18 protein-coding genes are annotated in these 19890 nt (G+C 72.8%); 8 read left to right on the forward strand and 10 right to left on the reverse strand.

The window, feature by feature from the left end:
- Nucleotides 1-32 precede the first annotated feature (32 nt).
- Both ABZ272_RS17300 and ABZ272_RS17305 read left to right on the forward strand, forming a co-directional pair.
- Nucleotides 33-2231 carry an AAA family ATPase gene (locus ABZ272_RS17300; protein WP_355050927.1) on the forward strand — a complete coding sequence of 733 codons (2199 nt, stop codon included), beginning with the start codon at nucleotides 33-35 and terminating at the stop codon, nucleotides 2229-2231.
- Between the two features lie 92 nt (nucleotides 2232-2323).
- Complete coding sequence (locus tag ABZ272_RS17305) at nucleotides 2324-3256, forward strand: superoxide dismutase (RefSeq protein ID WP_355050928.1); 933 nt, start codon at nucleotides 2324-2326, stop codon at nucleotides 3254-3256.
- A gap of 49 nt (nucleotides 3257-3305) precedes the next feature.
- Here ABZ272_RS17305 and ABZ272_RS17310 read toward each other — a convergent pair whose 3' ends face one another.
- Together ABZ272_RS17310 and ABZ272_RS17315 are read right to left on the reverse strand one after the other, a co-directional pair.
- Complete coding sequence (locus ABZ272_RS17310; protein ID WP_355050929.1) at nucleotides 3306-3815, reverse strand: GNAT family protein; 510 nt, start codon at nucleotides 3813-3815, stop codon at nucleotides 3306-3308.
- Between the two features lie 126 nt (nucleotides 3816-3941).
- Nucleotides 3942-4769: a hypothetical protein gene (locus tag ABZ272_RS17315; protein ID WP_355050930.1), complete on the reverse strand. Its 828-nt coding sequence runs from the start codon at nucleotides 4767-4769 to the stop codon at nucleotides 3942-3944.
- A 231-nt stretch (nucleotides 4770-5000) separates the two neighbouring features.
- Here ABZ272_RS17315 and ABZ272_RS17320 point away from each other — a divergent pair, with 231 nt between their 5' ends.
- Nucleotides 5001-5216, forward strand: a complete 216-nt coding sequence (locus ABZ272_RS17320; RefSeq protein ID WP_355050931.1) for a hypothetical protein — start codon at nucleotides 5001-5003, stop codon at nucleotides 5214-5216.
- A 9-nt stretch (nucleotides 5217-5225) separates the two neighbouring features.
- Here ABZ272_RS17320 and ABZ272_RS17325 read toward each other — a convergent pair whose 3' ends face one another.
- The 4 genes from ABZ272_RS17325 to ABZ272_RS17340 all read right to left on the reverse strand — a co-directional run bounded on the left by ABZ272_RS17325 (nucleotide 5226) and on the right by ABZ272_RS17340 (nucleotide 8680).
- Entirely contained in the window at nucleotides 5226-5639 is a 414-nt protein-coding gene (locus ABZ272_RS17325; protein WP_355050932.1) for a DUF3263 domain-containing protein, read from the reverse strand.
- Between the two features lie 111 nt (nucleotides 5640-5750).
- Nucleotides 5751-6767 (reverse strand): ABC transporter permease subunit, encoded by a 1017-nt coding sequence (locus tag ABZ272_RS17330; protein ID WP_355050933.1) that lies wholly within the window; start codon nucleotides 6765-6767, stop codon nucleotides 5751-5753.
- Nucleotides 6764-7774: an ATP-binding cassette domain-containing protein gene (locus ABZ272_RS17335; RefSeq protein ID WP_355050934.1), complete on the reverse strand. Its 1011-nt coding sequence runs from the start codon at nucleotides 7772-7774 to the stop codon at nucleotides 6764-6766. Before ABZ272_RS17335 ends, ABZ272_RS17330 begins: the two co-directional genes overlap by 4 nt.
- Before the next feature lie 120 nt (nucleotides 7775-7894).
- Entirely contained in the window at nucleotides 7895-8680 is a 786-nt protein-coding gene (locus tag ABZ272_RS17340; RefSeq protein ID WP_355050935.1) for a DeoR/GlpR family DNA-binding transcription regulator, read from the reverse strand.
- 202 nt (nucleotides 8681-8882) lie between these two features.
- Here ABZ272_RS17340 and ABZ272_RS17345 point away from each other — a divergent pair, with 202 nt between their 5' ends.
- Genes ABZ272_RS17345 through nagA form a run of 3 tightly spaced genes read left to right on the forward strand, consistent with a single transcriptional unit; the run spans nucleotide 8883 to nucleotide 11887 of the window.
- A complete protein-coding gene (locus ABZ272_RS17345; protein ID WP_355050936.1) occupies nucleotides 8883-9812 on the forward strand; it encodes a sugar isomerase in 930 nt (309 codons plus the stop codon).
- Nucleotides 9809-10762 carry an ROK family protein gene (locus ABZ272_RS17350; RefSeq protein ID WP_355050937.1) on the forward strand — a complete coding sequence of 318 codons (954 nt, stop codon included), beginning with the start codon at nucleotides 9809-9811 and terminating at the stop codon, nucleotides 10760-10762. The genes ABZ272_RS17345 and ABZ272_RS17350 overlap by 4 nt, the downstream gene beginning before the upstream one ends.
- A 15-nt stretch (nucleotides 10763-10777) precedes the next feature.
- Nucleotides 10778-11887 carry an N-acetylglucosamine-6-phosphate deacetylase gene (nagA, locus tag ABZ272_RS17355; RefSeq protein WP_355050938.1) on the forward strand — a complete coding sequence of 370 codons (1110 nt, stop codon included), beginning with the start codon at nucleotides 10778-10780 and terminating at the stop codon, nucleotides 11885-11887.
- Nucleotides 11888-11898: 11 nt separating this feature from the next.
- On the opposite strand, the gene ABZ272_RS17360 is transcribed toward nagA, so the two are convergent.
- Nucleotides 11899-13122, reverse strand: coding sequence for a DUF4032 domain-containing protein (locus ABZ272_RS17360; RefSeq protein ID WP_355050939.1), 1224 nt, complete (start codon nucleotides 13120-13122; stop codon nucleotides 11899-11901).
- A 90-nt stretch (nucleotides 13123-13212) separates the two neighbouring features.
- On the opposite strand from ABZ272_RS17360, the gene ABZ272_RS17365 reads away from it, so the two are divergent.
- Together ABZ272_RS17365 and ABZ272_RS17370 are read left to right on the forward strand one after the other, a co-directional pair.
- Nucleotides 13213-13959: a phosphatase PAP2 family protein gene (locus tag ABZ272_RS17365; RefSeq protein ID WP_355050940.1), complete on the forward strand. Its 747-nt coding sequence runs from the start codon at nucleotides 13213-13215 to the stop codon at nucleotides 13957-13959.
- Nucleotides 13960-13970: 11 nt separating this feature from the next.
- Entirely contained in the window at nucleotides 13971-15236 is a 1266-nt protein-coding gene (locus ABZ272_RS17370) for an APC family permease (protein WP_355050941.1), read from the forward strand.
- Here the strand turns inward: ABZ272_RS17370 and ABZ272_RS17375 are convergent.
- From ABZ272_RS17375 to ABZ272_RS17385, 3 genes are read right to left on the reverse strand one after another with little or no spacing between them, the layout of a single operon-like run.
- Nucleotides 15215-15970, reverse strand: a complete 756-nt coding sequence (locus ABZ272_RS17375; RefSeq protein WP_355050942.1) for an ABC transporter permease — start codon at nucleotides 15968-15970, stop codon at nucleotides 15215-15217. The two genes, ABZ272_RS17370 and ABZ272_RS17375, sit on opposite strands and share 22 nt — an antisense overlap.
- A 26-nt stretch (nucleotides 15971-15996) precedes the next feature.
- A complete protein-coding gene (locus ABZ272_RS17380) occupies nucleotides 15997-16986 on the reverse strand; it encodes an ATP-binding cassette domain-containing protein (RefSeq protein WP_355050943.1) in 990 nt (329 codons plus the stop codon).
- Between the two features lie 30 nt (nucleotides 16987-17016).
- Nucleotides 17017-19866 carry a BTAD domain-containing putative transcriptional regulator gene (locus ABZ272_RS17385; RefSeq protein ID WP_355050944.1) on the reverse strand — a complete coding sequence of 950 codons (2850 nt, stop codon included), beginning with the start codon at nucleotides 19864-19866 and terminating at the stop codon, nucleotides 17017-17019.
- Nucleotides 19867-19890: the final 24 nt, after the last annotated feature.

Below are 19890 nucleotides of genomic sequence, written 5' to 3' on the forward strand. Positions count from 1 at the left end.
CGTGACCGGCTGACGGGTACTACGGTCGGGCGGTGGCCCCACCCGACCTGACCCTGACGGCGAGCCTTCGACCGGCCGCGCTGGACGCCCGACGGGGCATCGTGCGGCTGCACCCGGAGGCGCTGACCGCGCTGGGCCTGCGCCCGGGCTCGCCGGTGCGGCTGACGGGTCGCCGGGAGACCGCCGGGATCGTGGCGGCGGCCGGGGCGGGCGCGAGCAGCGCCCTGCTCTACGCCGACGACCTCACGCTCGGCAACCTGGGCGTACGGGACGGCGCGTCGGTACGCGTCTCGCCGCTGCCGCTGACCCCGGCGGCCCGGGTCACCCTGGCCGGGCCGGTGGAGGTGATCGCGGCGGTCAGCCCGGAGATGCTCCGGCTCGCCCTGCTCGGCAAGGTGGTCAGCGCCGGCGACGACGTGTCGCTGCTGCCCCAGGACGTGCTGCCGGACGCGTCGACGCGCGGTCTCGTCGAGGCGGCCCGGCGCAGCCTTGCCACCAGCGTCGGCTTCGCCTGGACGAGCACCCTGCTCACCGTGGTCGCCGTCGAGGAGTCCGCCGGGTCGCTGGTCACCATGGACACGGTGGTCGCCTGGGAACACGGTCCGGCCACCCACGGCACGCCAGCACCGGCCCGGCGGCCCGGGACGGTCGACGCCGTCGACGAGACGGACGCGCCCGACGTGGACGAGTTGCCGGGGTTGCGCGCCCAGGCGGACGAGTTGACCGAACTCCTCGACCTCGGCTTCCACCACCGGGAGGTGCTGGGCCGGCTGGGCACCACCGTCTCGCTGGGCGTGCTGCTCTCCGGGCCGGCCGGCTCCGGGAAGTCGGCGCTGGTCCGGGCGGTGGCGGCCCGGGTGGGTGCCCGCGTACACCCGCTGTGGGCGCCCGAGGTGGTCGCGCTGGCCGACCAGGCCGCCGCCGACCGGCTGCGCGCCGCCGCGACGGCGGCCCGGGCCGGCGGGCCGGCCGTGCTGCTGGTCACCGACGTGGAGGCCTTGGCCCCGGCGGACGAGCCCGGTCCGCTGGCCACGGTGTTCCGGCAGGTGCTCGCGGAGGTCGTCCGGGCGGGGGTCGCCGTGGTCTGCACCACCAGCCGGCCGGAGGCCGTCGACGTGGCGCTGCGCGCGCCGGACCTGCTGTCGCTGCGGATCAGCGTGCCGCTGCCCGACGCGGCCCTGCGCCGCGAACAGCTCACCGTGCTGACCCGGCAGGTCCCGCTCGCCGACGACGTGCGGCTGGACGAGGTGGCCGGCCGTACCCCCGGGTTCGTCGCGGCGGACCTGGCCGCGCTGGTCCGGGAGGCCGGGGTACGCGCGGCGCTGCGGCAGAAGTCCGCGTCGACGCCCACGGTGTCGATGGCCGACTTCACCGCCGCCCTGGAGGTGGTCCGGCCGACGACGATGGCCGCGTCGACGTTGGAGTTGGCGTCGGTGACGCTTGACGACATCGGCGGACTGGACGAGGTCAAGCAGACGTTGACCGAGTCGGTGCTGTGGCCGTTGACCTACCCGGACACCTTCGCCCGCCTCGGCGTGCAGCCACCGCGCGGCGTGCTGCTCTACGGGCCGCCCGGTTGCGGCAAGACGTACCTGGTCACCGCGCTCGCCGGGTCGGGCCGGGCGAACGTGCTCTCGGTCAAGGGCGCGGAACTGCTCTCCAAGTGGGTGGGCGAGAGCGAACGCGCCGTCCGCGAGCTGTTCCGCCGGGCCCGGGAGGCCGCGCCGACGCTGATCTTCCTGGACGAGGTCGACGCGTTGGCCCCGGTACGCGGGCAGGCCACCGACGGCGGCACCACGGATCGGGTGGTCGCGGCGCTGCTCACCGAGCTGGACGGGGTGGAGGCGCTGCGCAACGTGGTGGTCGTCGGCGCCACGAACCGGCCGGACCTGGTCGACCCGGCGCTGCTGCGGCCCGGCCGGCTGGGGCGGCTGGTCTACGTGCCACCACCGGACGGTCCGGCCCGCGCGGAGATCCTGCGGGCCGCGTCCCGGAACGTGCCGCTGGCATCCGACGTCGACCTGGCCGCCCTCGGCGCGGAACTGGACGGCTTCTCGGCCGCGGACTGCGCCGCCGTGATCCGAGAGGCGGCGCTCGCCGCGATGCGGGAGTCGCTGGCGGCGGCCACGGTCACCGCCGCGCACGTCGCCACCGCCCGCGACCGCGTCCGCCCGTCGCTGGACCCGGCCCAGGTTGCCTGGCTGGCCGCGTACGCCGCCGAGCGGGACTGAGCGCCGCTCCAACCTTCTGGGGTACGCGGAGCGTTACCAGGGCGACACGTTCCTCAGTGGAGACATCCACTCGACGACAGGCGGTGTTCCCCTTGCGCAGGCTGCTCTCTCTTCTCGTCGTCCCCCTGGTGGCGGCGGCAACCCTCGCCACGGTCGGTCCGGCCGCGAACGCCCACCCGGGGACGTCGTTCCCGTCCCGGATCGCCCTGCCCGACGGGTACAGCCCCGAAGGGCTGACGATCGGCCGGGGCACCACCGTCTACGTGGGCTCGGTCGGCAACGGGGCCGTCTGGCGGGGCGATCTCCGTACCGGACACGGTTCGGTGTTCATCGCGGGCGCACCGGGGAGGGAGAAGGCCGGTCTCAAGCTCGACCCGCAGGGCCGGCTGTGGACCGCCGACTTCTCCGCCGGCACGGCGAGCGTCTACGACGGTGCGACCGGCAGGCAACTGGCCAACTACCGGTTCACCGACGAGCCGGGCAGCATCGTCAACGACCTCGTGGTCACCCGGCACGCCGTCTACTTCACCGACTCGGCCCGACCGGTGCTGTACGTCGTACCGCTGCTTGCGGGTGGTCGGCTGCCCGCCGCCACCGCCGCCCGGGTGCTGCCGCTCACCGGACCGGCCGCCACCGGAGACGCGTTCAACAACGGGATCGTGGCGCTTCCCGACGGGGACCTGTTGGTCGCCCAGATGTTGACCGGTCGGCTGGTCCGCGTCGACGCGCGCACCGGCGCCAGCCAGGTCGTCGACCTCGGCGGCTACTCGGTGGACCGGGCGGACGGGCTGGTCCTGCGCGGCCGCACCCTCTACGTGATCCGGAACCTGAGCAACGTCGTCGCGGTCGTCGAGCTGAACGCCGACGGCACCGCCGGGGTGGTCCGGCGGGAGATCACCAGCCCGGCGCTGCGGTCGCCGGCCACCGGTGACCTGCTCGGCTCGGCGCTCTACGTGGTGAACGGCCGGTTCGACGTCGAGCCCGGCCCGACCGTCGACTACGACGTCGTACGCCTCCCGGCCTGATCCGACGGTCGGCGGCGGCCCCGGTGGAGTCGCCGCCGACCTTCAGTCGTCAGAGAGCCGGCGGCGTCGAATCCAGGCAGATTTCGGCGTGCACCTTTCCGTCACCCTCGCGCAGTTTCGCACCGCATTTTTCCAGGATGGCGAGCGCGCCGACATTGTCCGGCGTCGTCTCCGCGACGACGGCACGCATTCCAGCGCGGGCGGCGACGTTGAGCAACTCCCGCAGGGCGGCCGCGCCGATCCCCTGCCCGCGAGCCGAGAGGCCCAGCCACATGCCGGTCTCCACCGTGCCCGGAGTGTCACAGCGCGTCATCCGGATCATGCCCACCACCTCGCCACCGACGAGGATCGCGTACATCTGCGAGCCGGTCGGGCCGTCCAGTCCGGCGAAGCTCGCCCGGTGGAACTCGCGGAAGGCCTCCCGGCGGGCGAGCGACCAGCCGGCGGGCGCCTCCACCGGAGGCATCACCTCACCCGGCTCGGCCTCGGCAGCCGCTACGGAGAGCAACGGCTCCAGATTCCGCTCGTCCACCGGCTCCAGCCGGACCGCACTCGCCACGTGCCGCAGTCTGCCGGCCTCATCGGCCGAAGTCCACCCCATTGGGCAGCGGATGGCGGTCCGGCCACGGGTACCGGCCGGTCGGGCGGTTCGCGTGTTTCTCCTCACGCTCCGTCGTCATTTGGCCTATGGCCCGAACTCGCAGAACACCACCGAGGCGTCGTCGGTCGACTTGTGCCGGCGGAGCCGATCGGGATGATCGCGTTCGGCGTCCCGCACCCGGCCGAGCAGCGCGGCGGGACCTTCGGCGCTCAGCAGATCCAGCAGTCCCGCCCAGTCGGTCAGCCCGAACTGCTCGACCGCGCTGGACGCGCCGTCACTGAGCAGCGCCGCCCGGCGCAGGGTCGCCGAACCCCGCCGGGGTGCCGTCCCGGTCACCGCGTGGAACGCCGCGTCCGGGTCGGCCGCCGCGACCCAGTAACCGTGCGTACGGTTCATCCGCTCCCGCTGGACGCCGACAGCGTGCCGGAAGCGCGTGACCGGGTCCGACGCGCCCGCCGGCACGGTGGCGAGGGTCTGCCGCAGCTCGGCCATCGCTGTGTCCAGCCGGTCGTCGGTCACCACGGTGACCTGGCCGTCCACGTCGAGCACCAGCGGACTGTCGCAGAGCACCAGGTAGTCGACCTGGTCGCCGCAGTCGCGCAGCAGGCAGACGGTGCTGGACGGGGTGCCCGGGTGGTCGAGGTCGCACTGCCCGCCGTGGTCGGCGCGGACGGCGAGAATGGCCGCGGCCAGGTTGCTGGTCAGGCGGGCCGCCGGGCGGGCCGCCTCCGCCACCGCGAGCCGGGCGGCCAGGTGTCGGACGTACCACTCCGGCCCGTGGACGCAGCCCGTGTCGAAGCCGTCCGGGACGGTGGCGCCGTCCAGGACACCGACCAGCGGACCGAACTGGAAGACCACGTCCTCGTTGACCGGACGGCCCGGGGCCGGCGCGGACGCGGAACGTACCCGCATCATCGGCACGGCCCACTCGGGTCGGCACCCCTCATCGCCCACTCCCTCGGTCGTCCGACGGCGTACCCCGCTTACCCGTCGGTCCTGGCCACATTCCTGCGCCGGCCGATATCGCGGCAACCCGGGCTCGTCGGGCGGCCACCGGCGGTAGCGTGACAGAGTCCGGCCTCCGCAGTGTCCCTTCGCAGGTGGAGGGCGGTTCGGGGCCTTCCATGGCGTCAGGGGGATCGCATGTTGAAGCGGTTGCACCAATCGGGCCTCAAGGCGGATCACATGTACATGGCCGGCTTCGTCAGCATCGGCCTGTCGTTCACCAGCTGGTTCCTCTCGAAGCATCTGGAGCGGGCCGGTGTGGCGCGGGCGGACCGGTGGGGCATCTTCATCGGCGAGTGGGCTCCGACGTTCTTCGCCATCGGCAACGGCCTGCAGGGGTACGAGAAGGGGTGACGCCGCCGGTCAGCGGCGGCGGTTGCGGGCGCGCGAGGAGCGCAGCCGGCGCAACCTGCTGATCAGCACGGGATCGGCGGCGAGCGCCGCCGGATTGTCCAGGAGACCGTTGAGCAGTTGGTAGTACCGCGTCGAGGAGACGCCGAAGGTGTCCCGCACGGCCTGTTCCTTGGCGCCGGCATGCCGCCACCACTGCTGCTCGAAGGCGAGGATGGCCTGTTCGCGGGTGGTCAGGCCGGCCGCCGGAGAGGCGGGAGACGCAGTGGTCGGCTCGGCCGTGTCGTCCAACTCGCCGTCGTCGGTGCTCTCGACGGGCGGTGCCGGTCGCGGGGTCGGCACACTGGGCGCGACTCCGCCGGCCGCCTCGGCCGGCCGAGCGTCGGTGGACGGCTCGGGGGCGGCCGGGGTGGCGTCGGCGGGCATGCCGTTCAGCCTAGTCAGGGGCGACCAAGGTCGCAGCAGCCGGCGCGGCCGGCCCCGCCCGTCGGAACATCGACGGTCGAAGCCGGCCGCGCCGGGCCGTTGACGTGTCGATCAGGAGATGTCGCGGCGACGCATCGCCCAGACCGCCGCGCCGAGGATCACCACGAGCCCGACCGAGAAGATGGCGGAGGACTGCTGCCAGGTGATGTCCATCGTCTCCGGCTTGCACTCACCGAAGTAGGTCGCGTTGCAGGACTGCCAGTTCTCCAGCTTGACCGTCTTCGTCATCCAGGCCAGCGCGTACGTGGGCAGCAGCCACGCCTCGGCGAACTTGACGTTCGCCATCGACAGCAGGATGCCGAGGCCGAACTGGCCGACCACCATCAGCGCCACGACACCGCCGAGGGCCATCGCGGTGTGCCGGCCCAGCGAGGCCAGCGCGAAGCCGATGGTGGTGATCACCAGTACCAGCGCCACGCCGCGCACCCCGGTCAGGACGAACGACTGCCAGGCCCCCGAGGTCATCTTCTCGGTGCTGCCCCGGAAGCTGGCGACGGCCCAGAAGCCGGCGAACCACAGCACCGCGGCGGGCAGTGTCACCGCCAGGATGCCGGTGAGCAGCGCGGCCAGCTTGGTGAACAGTACGGTGAGCCGCTTCGGCCGCCAGAGCAGCAGGTTCATCATGCCGCCGGTGCTCCACTCGGCGCCGACGAAGGACGCGCCGATCACGAACCCGACCAGGGCGAGGATCGCCGCGAACGGGACCAGCGTCTCGTCGAACGTCTTGCGGAAGTTGAACGTCGACGGCAGGAACCACTCCGCCTTGATCTCCTCGCGCGGCGGCGGCGTGATCATTGAACAGTCGTCGGGGTAGCGGCCGTCGCTCGAGGTGCCGGCCTTCTTGGCCTGCTCGCAGTTGACCCGCTCCTGCTCGCTCCAGCGGACCTGCTCCTGGTACTGCTGGTCGGCCTGCCGTTCGGCCTTGGCAAACTGGCCGGCGTCGATCTTCTGGTTGGTGAAGAACACGCCGACCACCACGGCGGCCAGCACCAGCAGGCCGAGCAGCGTCATGTAGCGGGTGAAGCGCCGCTTGACCAGCCGGCGCAGCTCCGTCCGATAGAGGCTCACGCGCCCCACCCTCCTCCGGTGGCGCCGGGCTGACCCGTGCCACCGACCTTCATGGACTCGTCGACCTGCCGGTGCTGGCCGGGGACCGGCGCGGTGGCGGTCAGTTCGAGGAAGACACTCTCCAGGTCGACCGCGATCGGGGCCAATTCGCTGACGTACAGGTTCTGCTCGGCGAGCAGCCGGGTCACCGACGCCGGCTTGTCGACGCCGGTCAGCATGAGGTGGTCCGGGTGCCCGGTGACCCGGATGCCGGCCCGGGTCAGGGCCTCGGTGGCCGTCGGCAGGTCACTGACCGCCTCCAGGCGTACCCGGACCGCGCCGGACGAGTGCTGGGCGAGCACCTCGTCGACCGGGCCGAAGGCGACCCGTCGACCGAGCGAGATGATGGTGACGGAGTCGCAGATGAGCTGGATCTCGCCGAGGATGTGGCTGGACAGCACCACGGTCATCCCGGACTCGGCGAGGTTGCGCATCAGCGTACGCATCTCGCGGATGCCGCCGGGGTCCAGGCCGTTGGCCGGCTCGTCGAGGATCAGCAGCTTCGGGTTCTTGAGCAGGGCGGACGCGACGGCGAGCCGCTGCTTCATGCCCAGCGAGTACGTCTTGACCCGCTCGCCGGCCCGGTCGCGCAGCCCGACCAGCTCCAGCACCTCGTCGACCCGCGTGGCGGGTACCTCGCCCGCCCCGGCCAGCAGGGACAGCGTGTCCCGTGCGGTGAAGTGCGGGAAGAACTGTGGGCTCTCGACGATCGCGCCGACCTGGCCGGCGACGGTGGGCAGCGCGGCGGGCACCTCGTGCCCGAGCAGCGTCATCCGTCCGCCGTCGGGCCGGATCAGGCCGAGAAGCGTACGCAGCGTGGTGGTCTTGCCGGACCCGTTGGGACCCAGGAAGCCATGCACCTGCCCCGCGTCGACCTGCATGTCGAAGCCGTCGAGCGCGTTGCGGGTGCCGCGTCGACGACTCTTGTACGTCTTACGTAGACCTTCGATCTCCAGGACAGCTGGCAAGCTGCACCTCCCCCGATGGTGGGCGTGACAGCCGACACCATACGCGGTATGCAGCGGTGCGCGATACCCGGTATGCATTGACACGCCGGTCGATGCGTTTCATCGACGGAGCGTGACCGTTCAGGCGCAGACGACCTGCACGCCGGCCGCCCGGAAGGCGTCCACCACCTCGGGCGCGGCCCCGGAGTCGGTCACCAGCGTCTCGACCCGCTCGACCGGGCAGATCCGGGCGAAGGCGTGACCACCCAGCTTGGACGAGTCCGCGATGATCACGACCCGCTTGGCGCGCGCGACCATCAGATTGTTCATGGCCGCCTCTCCCTCGTGGTGGGCGGCGGCGCCGAGCTGCGGGTCGATCGCGTCCACCCCGAGCAGGGCGACGTCCAGGGTGACCTCCCGCAGCAACGCACCGCCCAGCGGGCCGACCAGCTCGAACGACTTGGGGCGCACCACGCCGCCGGCCACCACGACCTTCATCCGGGACCGCACGAGCAACTCGTTGGCGATGTTCAGCGCATTGGTCACCACGGTGAGCTGGGCGCCCTCGGCACTGGTGTTCAGATCCGGCCGGACGGCGAGCGCCCGGGCCACCTCCGTGCTGGTGGTGCCGCCGTTCAGGCCGACCACGGTTCCGGGCGTGACGAGCGCCGCGGCGGCGGCCCCGATCCGCTGCTTCTCGGCCGAGTGCTTGGCCGTCTTGTAGCGCAGCGGCAGGTCGTACGAGACACCGTTGGCGACCGCGCCACCCCGGGTTCTGGTGATCATCTGCTGCTGGGCGAGCTGGTCGAAGTCACGCCGGATGGTCGCCTGGGAGACGTCCAGCCGCTCGGCGGCCGCCTCGACGCCGACCCGACCGTTGTCGGTCAACATCTCCAGCAGGGCGTTCCATCTGGCGTACCGGTCCACCTCGGGGGCCCTCCCAGTAACTGCACGCTCGGTGATTGATTGCGTGCACACTAGTGCGCGAAACTGGGCTGGCGCAAAAGGCTGGCCTGCGCGATCGGCCGGCCGGTTGCCACGACCACCCCGGTTCGCGCAGAATAACGCGCGAAATACGGCCCTTACGAGCCGTATTGCGCAGACAGGTCGGCCCTGCGAGGAGTTACCCATGGCGTACGTGGACGCGGAGATCGCGAGCCAACCCGACTGTTGGCGGGAGGCCGCGTCGCTGTCCATCGCCGTACGTGCCGACCTTCCGCGCCCCGGCGAGCGGGTCGCCGTCGTCGGCTGCGGCACGTCGTGGTTCATGGCCATGGCGTACGCGGCCCGCCGCGAGCAGGCCGGCCAGGGCGAGACCGACGCGTTCCAGGCGTCCGAGTTCCCCGCCGGCCGCCGCTACGACCGGCTCATCGCGATCACCCGCTCCGGCACGACCACCGAGGTGCTGGAACTGCTCGCCGCGCTGCGCGGTCGTACGCCCACCACCGTCATCGTCGGTGACCCGGCGGCGCCCGCCGTCGACCTGGCCGCCGCCGCGGTGACCATGGCCTTCGCCGACGAGCGCTCGGTGGTGCAGACCCGTTTCGCGACGACCGCGCTGGCCCTGCTCCGGGCGAACCTCGGCGACCCGATGACCGCCCTCGCCGCCGACGCCGAGGTGGCGGTGCGTTCCCCGCTGCCGATCGACCCGGCCACCATCGAGCAGGCCACCTTCCTCGGTCGCGGCTGGACGGTCGGCCTCGCCCAGGAGGCCGCCCTCAAGTGCCGGGAGGCGGCCACCTTCTGGGCCGAGGCGTACCCGGCGATGGACTACCGGCACGGTCCCATCTCGGTCGCCGCGCCGGGCCGGTTGGTCTGGGCGTTCGGTGAGTTGCCCGACGGGCTGCCCGAGGACGTCGCCGCCACCGGTGCCGCCTTCGTGCACAGCCGCACGCACGGTTGGCGCACGGTGCTCGGGAGCTGGTCGGCCGGTCGTACCCCGGTCGACCCGATGGCCGACCTGATCCTGGCCCAGCGGTTCGCGGTCGCCCTGGCGACCAGCCGTGGCCTCGACCCGGACGCGCCGCGACACTTGTCACGGTCAGTGGTACTGGCGTGAGCGGTGCCGGGCGCGACGACCGGGTGGTCGTGGCGTTGGACGTCGGCGGCACCGGCATGAAGTGCGCCCTGGTCCGGCCGGACGGCGTGGCGGTACGCACCGAACGACACCCCACCGACGCCGCGCGCGGGCCGGCCGCCGTGGTCGACACCATCCTCGGCATCGCCGAAGGGCTGGCCGCCAAGGCCCGCGCCGACGGCTTCACGCCGGTCGCCATCGGCATCGCGGTCCCCGGGGTGGTGGACGAGGCGCGCGGGGTGGCGGTGTGGTCGGCGAACGTGGGCTTCCGGGACGTACCGCTGCGGGATCTGGCGGTACGACGGCTCGGGCTGCCCACGGCGCTCGGCCACGATGTGCGCGTCGGTGGCCTCGCCGAGGCCCGGCTCGGGGCCGGACGCGGCGCCGACCACGTGCTCTTCGTGGCGATCGGCACCGGCATCGCCGCCGCGCACGTCGTCGGCGGCGTGGCCGCCGTCGGCGCGCACGGCGCGGCCGGCGAGATCGGCCACATCATGGTCCGACCCGACGGCCCGCGTTGCGGATGCGGGCGGCCCGGTTGCCTGGAGGCGGTCGCGTCGGCGTCCGCGATCGGCCGGCGCTACGCGGAGCTGGCCGACGGCCGGCCCGACGCTCCGGTGACGGCTGCCGCCGTGGCGGAACGGGCGGCGGTCGGCGAACCACTCGCGGCCGAGGTCTGGCGTACGGCCGTCGAGGCGCTCGCCGACGGCCTGGCCACCGGGCAGGCACTGTTCGACGTGACGACGATCGTGCTCGGCGGCGGTCTCGCCCAGGCGGGCGACCTGCTGCTCGTCCCCCTCCGGGCGGCGCTGCACGAGCGGATGACCTTTCACCGTGAGCCGCAGCTCGTCGCGGCCGCCCTCGGCGACGAGGCCGGCTGCCTGGGGGCCGCCCTGCTCGCGCTGGACACCCTGACCGCCGACCGTGCTTGACCAACAGGAGGAACGATGACCGAACGGGTGAACGGCCGAGTGGTGACCCCGACCGGTGTCATCCGGCAGGGCTGCGTCGAGTGGGACGGTGAACGGATCACCGCGGTGGCCGAGTATCCGTCGGTCCGCGACGGGCACTGGATCCTGCCGGGCTTCGTCGACATGCACACGCACGGCGGCGGGGGCCACACCTTCACCACCGGGGACGCCGACCAGGCCCGCGCGGCGGCGGCATTCCACCTGGGACACGGCACCACCACGCTGCTGGCCAGCCTGGTCAGCGCGCCCTTCGCGGTGATGCGCTCGGCCACCGAGGCGTTCGCGCCGCTGGTCGACGAGGGTGTGCTGGCGGGGGTCCACTTCGAGGGCCCCTACCTCTCCACCGCCCGCTGCGGCGCGCAGAACCCCGAGTACCTGCGGGACCCTTCCACGGATGAGCTGGCCGAGCTGATCGAGCTGGGCCACGGCGCGGTCCGGATGGTCACCCTCGCCCCGGAGCGCGACGGCGCGCTGGAGGCGATCAAGCTGCTCACCGCGCAGCGCGTGGTGGCCGCCGTGGGTCACACCGACGCCACCTACGAGCAGACCCAGGCCGCGATCGCCGCCGGGGCGAGCGTGGGTACGCACCTGTTCAACGGCATGCGCCCGGTGCACCACCGCGAACCGGGCCCGGTGGTGGCCCTGCTCGACGCGTCCACCGTGGTCTGCGAACTGGTCGCCGACGGCGTACACCTGCACGACGGCATGCTGGCCTTCACCACCACGACCGCCGGCCCCGACCGGGCCGCGCTGATCACCGACGCGATGGCCGCAGCCGGAATGGCCGACGGTGAGTACGAGCTGGGCGGGCAGGCGGTGACCGTCGCCGACGGGGTGGCCCGGCTCGCCCGCGACGGCGCGATCGCCGGCAGCACGCTGACCATGGACGCGGCACTGCGGCACGCCGTGCACGCCGGAATCCCGATGGCCGACGCCGCCCGGATGGCGGCGACCACCCCGGCCCGCGCGATCGGCCTGGGCGACCGCGTCGGCGCCCTCCAGGTGGGTCTCCGCTCCGACCTGGTGGTGCTCGACGACGACCTCAACGTGGTACGGGTGCTGCGCGGCGGTTCCTGGGTGGAGTGACGCGGGTCCGATCAGCTCAGGCTGGGGACGTCGACGCCGAGGATGGCCTGTTCGTCGGGGCGGTGCACCAGCACGTCGGACAGGTACGACTGGACCGCGTGTCGCATCCCCACGTCCCGGCCGGCCTGCTCGGAGAGCAGCCACTTGTGCTCGATGATCTGCGCGAACAGCTCCTGCGGCTCCAGCTTGCGCCGCAGGTGCGCGGGCACGGCCCGGACCACTGGCTCGAAGACCTCGGTGAGCCAGCGGTGCGCCGCCTGCTGCTCGTCGGTCAGATCGCTCTCCGCGCGGTAGGCGTCCAGGTCGTTGAGCAGCTTGCGGGCCTGGTTCTCCTCGGCGTCCAGACCGGTGAGCCGCAGCAGCCGTCGCGTGTGGTAGCCGGCGTCGACGACCTTCGGCCGGACCAGGTAACGCCCGTCCGCAGCGCTCGACATGGCCACCTCGGCCACGTCGAATCCCAGGTCGTTGAGGCGACGGATCCGTCCCTCGATGTCGTGCCGCGCCTGTCGCTCGATCGCCTGCTCGTAGGTGATCTCGTGCCACAGCCGCTCGTAGCGCTGCACGACCTCCTCGCAGACCACCTCCGGGTCGATGGACTCGTGCAGCAGGCCGGCGGCCTGCAGGTCCAACGCCTCCCCGAAGATGTTCACCCGGGCGATCTCCAGGTCCTCGCCGCGCTGCCCGTTGGAGAGCGAGTTGTGCAGCGCACCCGTCTCCGCGTCGACCAGGTAGGCGGCGAAGGCCCCCGCGTCCCGGCGGAACAGCGTGTTCGACAGCGAGCAGTCTCCCCAGAAGAAGCCGGTCAGGTGCATCCGCACGATCAGCGCCGCGAGCGCGTCGAGGAGGCGGCTCATCGTCTCCGGCCGCAGGGTGTGCGAGAAGAGCGCCCGGTACGGCAGCGAGAACTGGAGGTGTCGGGTGATCAGCACCGATTCGAGGGGCTCCCCGTCGTCGGCCTGCCGGTCGGCGACGACCGCCACCGCCTCGACCGACGGAAAGTCGATCCGCTCCAACGCCCGCAGCAGGTCGTACTCCCGCTCGGCGATCCGCTCGCGGGTCTCCTTGAAGGCGTACACGTAGTCGCCCAACCGGACGAACCGGACGATGTGCCGGGAGATGCCCTGCGGCAGGGCCACCAGGTGCTGGGCAGGCCACTCTTCCAGCGGTGTCGACCAGGGCAGGTCGAGCAGCGCCGGGTCGACGAGGGCAGACGTGATCCGCACGGGGACAAGCATGACGGGTAACCCCCCGCATCCGCCGCACATCGTGGTTGGGCCCACAGCGCCGCACGTCCCGGCCTCGCGCCGGGCCGGTAGCGTGGTCGCGTGCTCAAACCCACGGGTGTACGACGTGACCTGCGGCTTCGGCCCGTCCGCCCGGCCGGCTGGTGGTTCGACGCTCTCCTGCTGGTCGGTTTCGGGGCGGTGACCCTGGCGCTGGCGAACGGGGCGCTGCTCGGGCTGGACCTCGCGGTCCGCGAATGGGCCTACGCCCATCATCCGGCGCCGATCTACTGGACCGCGCGGGTGTTGAACTTCCTCGGGCAGGGCGGCTGGCTGCTGATGCCGATCGCCGGGGCGCTCGGGCTGGCGGTCGCGTGGCGCTCCCGCACGGTTCGGCCACTGCTGCTGCTGGCGGCGGCATTCGTGCTGCTGTACCTGACGGTCGGCCCGCTCAAGATCGTGACCGATCGGGCAGCGCCCAGCTCGGACCTGCCGCCGGCTCACTCGGTCCGGATCTTCAACGACCTGCCGCCCACCGAGTACGACCTCTCCTATCCGTCGGGGCACGTCGCCAACGCGATCGTCTGGTACGGGGTGATCGCCGTGCTGCTGACCGCGCTGACGGCCGGGCGACTGCACCCGAGCGTGTACCGCCTGATCCGTTTCGCACCCCCGGCGATCCTGCTGGTCACCACGACATACCTGAACTTCCACTGGCTCACCGACGGCGTCGCGGCACTGCTGCTCGGCCTCTTCCTGGACCGGCTGCTGCACCGGGTGCCGTGGGACGATCTGCCGCTCCCCGGCCGGTTACGTGAGTGGGACCGCCCGTTCACGTCGTACCCCTAGGGTTTCGGCTCGTGGATCGACTGGCGCGGCGGCTGGGCGTACCCGATGCGGTTGTGATCGGGCTGGGCTCGATGCTCGGCGCGGGCGTCTTCGTGGTCTTCGCCCCGGCCGCGGCGGCGGCCGGCGGCGCCGGCCTGCTGCCCGCGCTGCTGCTCGCGGGTTTCGTCGCCTTCTGCAACGCGACCAGCTCCGCGCGGCTGGCGGCCCGTTACCCGGAGTCCGGCGGCACCTACGTCTACGGGCGGGAACGCCTCGGCCCGCTGGCGGGATTCGTGGCGGGCTGGGGGTTCGTGGTCGGCAAGACGGCGAGCTGCGCGGCGATGGCGTTGACCATCGGGGCGTACCTGTGGCCGGGGCAGACCCGGCTGGTCGCCGTCGGCGCGGTCCTCGCGGTGACCGCCGTGAACCTGCGCGGCATCGGTAAGACGGCCACCGCCACGAAGGCGCTCGTCGCGCTGGTGCTCGTCGTGCTGACCCTCGTCGCGGCCGTCGGCCTGGTGGGCGGGCCGGTGCACCTGGACCGGCTGACCGATACCGGTGGCTCCGCGCGAGGGGTGCTCACCGCCGCCGGGCTGCTGTTCTTCGCCTTCGCCGGGTACGCGCGGATCGCCACGCTCGGCGAGGAGGTGCGCGACCCGGAGCGGACCATCCCCCGGGCGGTCCCGCTGGCGCTGGGGGCGGTGCTGGCGATCTACCTGGTCCTGGCCGTGATCACGCTCGGCGTGCTGGGCGCCGACCGGCTGGCCGGGTCCGCGGCGCCCCTGGTCGACGTGGTGACCGCCGCCGGGCTGCCCGGCCTGGCCTGGGTGGTCCGCGCCGGGGCGACCATCGCCGTCGTCGGGGTGCTGCTGTCCCTGGTCGCCGGGGTGGGCCGGACCACGCTCGCGATGGCCCGCCGCCACGACCTGCCCGGCGCGCTGGCCGCCGTGCACCCCGTGCGCCGGGTACCGCACCGCGCCGAGGTGGCGGTGGCCGCCGTGGTGATCGTGGTGGTGCTGCTCGGCGACGTACGGCAGGCGATCGGCTTCTCCAGCTGCACGGTGCTGGTCTACTACGCGATCACCAACGCGGCGGCGCTCACGTTGGGCCGGGACCCGGACCGGCGGTCGCCGGTCCGGGTGCTCGCCGCCCTGGGGCTGGCCGGCTGCCTGGTGCTCGCGGTCAACCTGCCGCTCGGCAGTGTCGTCGCCGGGTTCGGCGTGCTCGCCGTCGGCATCGCCTGGTACGCGCTACGGGCGGGCCACCGACGGCCCGGTCAGCGGCTCAACCGCCGGTAACGACGCACCGCCAGCGGGGCGAAGGTCGCGATCAGGAGCACCGGCCACAACACCGCCAGCAGCAGGGCGTGCTCAGCCGGCCAGGAGTCGCCCCCCAGCCCCGGATTGCCGAACAGCTCACGCGTCGCCGCGACGGTGGCCGACAACGGGTTCCACTCCGAGATCGTCCCGATGACCGGCGGCATCAGCTCGGGCGACACGAAGACGTTGGAGATGGCGCTGAGCGGGAACGCGGCCGGGAAGACGATCACGCCGACCGTGTCCGGATTACGGACCAGCAGCGCCAGATAGATCCCGGCCCAGGTGATCGCGACGCGGAGCAGCAGCAGGAGCCCGACTGCGAGCAGGGCCTTGCCGACGCCCTGTCGCCACTGCCACCCGACGAGCAGGCCGCAGACCAGCAGGGTGGACATCTCCAGCAGCGCGCGGAGCAGGTCGGCCACACTGCGACCGGTCATCAGGGCGGACCGGGCCATCGGCATCGACCGGAACCGGTCGACGACACCTCGACTGAGGTCCATCGCCACGCCGGTCGCAGTGGCGCCCAGGCCGTACAGCATCGTCATCACGAAGACACCGGGCAGCAGGAACTCGCGGTAGTTGCCACCGCCGGCCACCTGCATGCCGCTGCCGAACACGTACCCGAAGACCAGCACGAACATGATCGGCAGCGAGAAGTAGAGGATCAGCTCCTCGGGCGCGCGGATCACGTGGATCATGTTCCGCCTGGTCATCGTCCAACCGTCGACCACCGTTGCCGTCATGCCAGGTCCGCCTCTCGTCCCACCCCGACGGGCTCGCGAGCCTCGTCGGTCCGGTGCCCGGTCAGGTACAGGAACGCCTCGTCCAGCGTCGCGCGCCGCAGACCGATGTCCTCGACCGCGACCCCGGCGTCGTCCAAGGCCCGCACCACGTCGACCAGGCCGGCGACCCGGTCGGCCACCGGGACGCTGAGTCGACGGACCTCCGGTTCGACCTCGGGTTCAGCGCCGCAGATCGACGCGATGACCCGGGCGGCCCGGGTCAGGGCGGCGGCGTCGCGGACCACCACCTCGACGCGGTCACCGCCGGTCATCGCCTTCAGCTCGTCCGGCGAGCCCTCGGCCACCACCCGCCCGGCGTCGATCACCGAGACGCGGTTGGCGAGCTGATCGGCCTCCTCCAGGTACTGCGTGGTGAGCAGCACGGTGGTCCCGTCCGCGACCAGAGTGCGAACCAGGTCCCACACCTGGTTGCGGCTGCGCGGGTCCAGGCCGGTCGTGGGTTCGTCGAGGAAGAGCACCCTCGGGGTACGGATCAGACTGGCGGCGAGGTCCAGCCGTCGGCGCATCCCGCCCGAGTACTCACCGGCGGAGCGACCCGCCGCGTCCTGCAGCCCGAACCGTTCCAGCAGCTCGTCGGCGCGTCGACGGGCCGCCCGGCGGCCGAGGCGGAACAGGCGGCCGAACAGCTCCAGGTTCTGCCGGCCGCTGAGGGTCTCGTCGACCGCCGCGTACTGCCCGGTCAGCCCGATCCGGGCGCGCACCTCGTCCGGCTGGCGCAGCACGTCGTACCCGGCCACGCTGGCCCGGCCGGCGTCGAAACGCAGCAGCGTGGCGAGGATCCGTACCGCCGTCGTCTTGCCCGCGCCGTTGGGGCCGAGCAGCCCGTACACGGTGCCGGCCGGGACGGCCAGGTCGAACGAGTCCAGCGCCCGGGTCGGGCCGTACCGCTTGCCCAGCCCTTCGGCGACCACTTCGAATGTCGTCATGCCCCCACGGTGCGGCGGTCCGCTGACGGGTCACGCACGGTCCGCTGACGGCGGCGCACCGGGCCCGGCCTTCTCCGCCTCGATGATCTGCTCCAGCACGAAGATGATCTCCGTCCGGGTGGCCTCGCCGACGTACCAGCCGGTGAGACCGCCGGTCAACGCCGCTTCGCAGAGCCGTCGCGCCTCGGCCAGATCACCACCCAGTCGGGCCACCTGGGCGAGGCCGAGCCGGGCGGCGGAGACGAACTCCGGTGCGCCGCTGCGCTGCGCGAGGACCAGGGCGGCGGCGAAGTCGTCGCGCGCCGCGACGAGGTCACCGGCGCGCAGCCGGATCTCGCCCCGGGTACGCAGCATGTCGGCCTGGTCGACGACGGATTCGAGCTCCTCGGCCAGCCTCATGGCCTGGTCCATGTGGGTGCCCGCCGCTTCCGGATCGTCGCGCCGGGCCGCGAGTTCGCCGAGCGCGCCCAGAGTGATCATGGATCCCCAGCGGTCCCCGGCCCGCCGGAAACCGTCGAGCGCGATCTCCAGTTCCGTCCCGGCCTGGTCCCACCTACCACTCCACATCTGCGCCGAGCCGCTCCCCATCGCGCCCAGCGCGTTAATCCACAGGTCCGAGCCGACCAGCCGCCGCAACTCTCGCATCAGCTCTTTGACGTGCTCGGACCCACCGGACGGCGGTCCGGCCGAGATTCCCGACAGGTACAGCAGAAAGGGTTGGCGCGGCGGCCGGTCGAGACTGCGGATGACGGAACGCTGCGTACCCAACGAGTCCACCTGCCCGGATCCGCTGAGCGAGGCGTTGTAGACGCAGAGCGCGTACTCCTCGCGCAGCCCGGGAGGCGCTTCGGTGCCGAATAGTCCGAGGACGTCCGCGGCCAGCCGGGCCCCTTCCCCGCGCATGCCGCGCAGCCACCAGTAGAACGACAGGGCCGCGACCAGGCCGGCCGCGTCGACGGAGTCGCCGGCCGCGGTGGCACGGCGCAGCGCGGCGTGGAGGTTGTCCCGTTCGGCGTCGAGCCGTCGCAACCAGTGCAGCTGCTCCGGACGCCGGAGGTGGTCGCTGGCGGTCCAGGCGAACTCCAGGAAGTACGCGGTGTGCGCGCGACGCAGGTCGTCGGCCTCACCCGCTTCGGCGAGACGCTCGGCGCAGAAGGCACGGACCGTCTCCAACATCCGGTACCGACCACCGGTCATCTCCACGAAGGACTTGTCGACGAGGCTCGTCAACGCCTCCACGAAGTCCACGTTCGGCAGGTCGCAGACCCGCTCGGCGGCTTCCAGCGTCGTACCGCCGGCGAAGACGGTCAGCCGTCGGGCCAGTCTGCGTTCGACGTCGCCGAGCAGGTCCCAACTCCACTCCACCACGGCCCGGAGGGTGCGGTGTCGGGGCGAGGCGGCCCGGCTGCCCATCGACAGCAGCCGGAATCGATCGTCGAGGCGGGCGGCCACCTCAGTGACGGACAACGCGCGCAGCCGTGCGGCGGCCAGCTCGATCGCCAACGGCAGACCGTCGAGGGTGCCGCAGATCCGCAACACCGTGCCGAGGTTGGCCGGCGTGACGGCGAAGTCGGGCGCGACGTCCTCGGCCCGCTGGGCGAAGAGACGGACGGCGGCGTAGTCGTGAACATCCGGCTCCTGCGTGCCGGCTGGCGGCAGGGTGAGCCCGGACAGGGGGCACAACGCCTCGCCGGCCAACCCGAGCGGCTCACGGCTCGTGGCCAGGACACGCAGCCCCGGGCACGCGCCCAGCAACCGGGCGGCCAGCCGGGCGGCATCGGCGACGACGTGTTCGCAGTTGTCGAGGACCACCAGCAGCCGGCGCTCGGCGAGCGCCTCGACCAGCCGATCGGCGGGTTGCCGACCCGGCTCGGCCGGGGCGCGCAGGCCCGCGTCGCGCAGGCCGAGCGCGCTCAACACCGCCTGCGGTACGTCCGAACCGTCGGTCAACCCGGCCAGCTCGACGAAGCGGACCTCCCCGTCCAGGCGGCCAGCCGCCTCGATCGCCAACCGGGTCTTGCCCACTCCCCCGGGACCGATGAGGGTGACCAACCTGCGCTCGCCGAGCAGAGCGCCGACGCGGCTGAGTTCCTCGTCCCGCCCGACGAACGTGGTGAGCTGGCTCGGCAACGCCCGTCGGGTCGACCCGCTCCCCTCACCGCGCAGCACCGCGAGGTGAATCGCGGCCAGCTCCGCCGACGGGTCGGTGCCGAGCTGCTCGGCCAACGTGCTCCGGGCGTCCTCGAACTCGGCCAGCGCCTCCGCCGGCCGGCCCAGGGCGGACAGGCCACGCATGAGCTGCCCCCGGGACCGCTCCCGCAGCGGATGCGCGACGACGAACTCCCGCAGCTCCGCGACCAGCGCGGCCGACGCACCCAACGCCAGGTCCGCGTCGACCCGGTCCTCGATCGCGGCCAGCCGTAACTCGTCCAGCCGGGCCGCCTGCGCGGGTGCGCCCGGCACGTCGGCCAGGGCCGGGCCACGCCACAGCTCCAGCGCCGTACGCAACTCGGCCGCCGCTCGGGCCCAGTCACCGCCGGCGAGCGCGCGCCGCCCGGCCTCGGCCAGTCGCTCGAACTGGTACGCGTCGACATCCTCGCGATCCACGGCGAGGCGGTAGCCGGCCGGGTGGAACTCGACCGGGTTCTGTTCGGCGAGCAGAACCTGACGTAGCCGCGACACCTGGGACTGGAGCGCGTTGGCGGCACCCCGGGGCGGGTGTTCGCCGTACAGGCCGTCGATCAGCCGCTCGGCGGAGACGACGTGTCCCGCGTCGAGCAGAAGGAGCGCCAGCAGCGCGCGCAGGCGAGGGCCGCCCACGGGAATCTCACGCCCGTCGGCCGCCAGCACCTGGGTCGGCCCCAGGACGCGGAAACGCATGCCATGGATTGTCGCTCAGAGGTT

This window comes from Micromonospora sp. NPDC005979 (genome assembly GCF_040614415.1).
In the GTDB taxonomy this organism is placed as follows: domain Bacteria; phylum Actinomycetota; class Actinomycetes; order Mycobacteriales; family Micromonosporaceae; genus Micromonospora.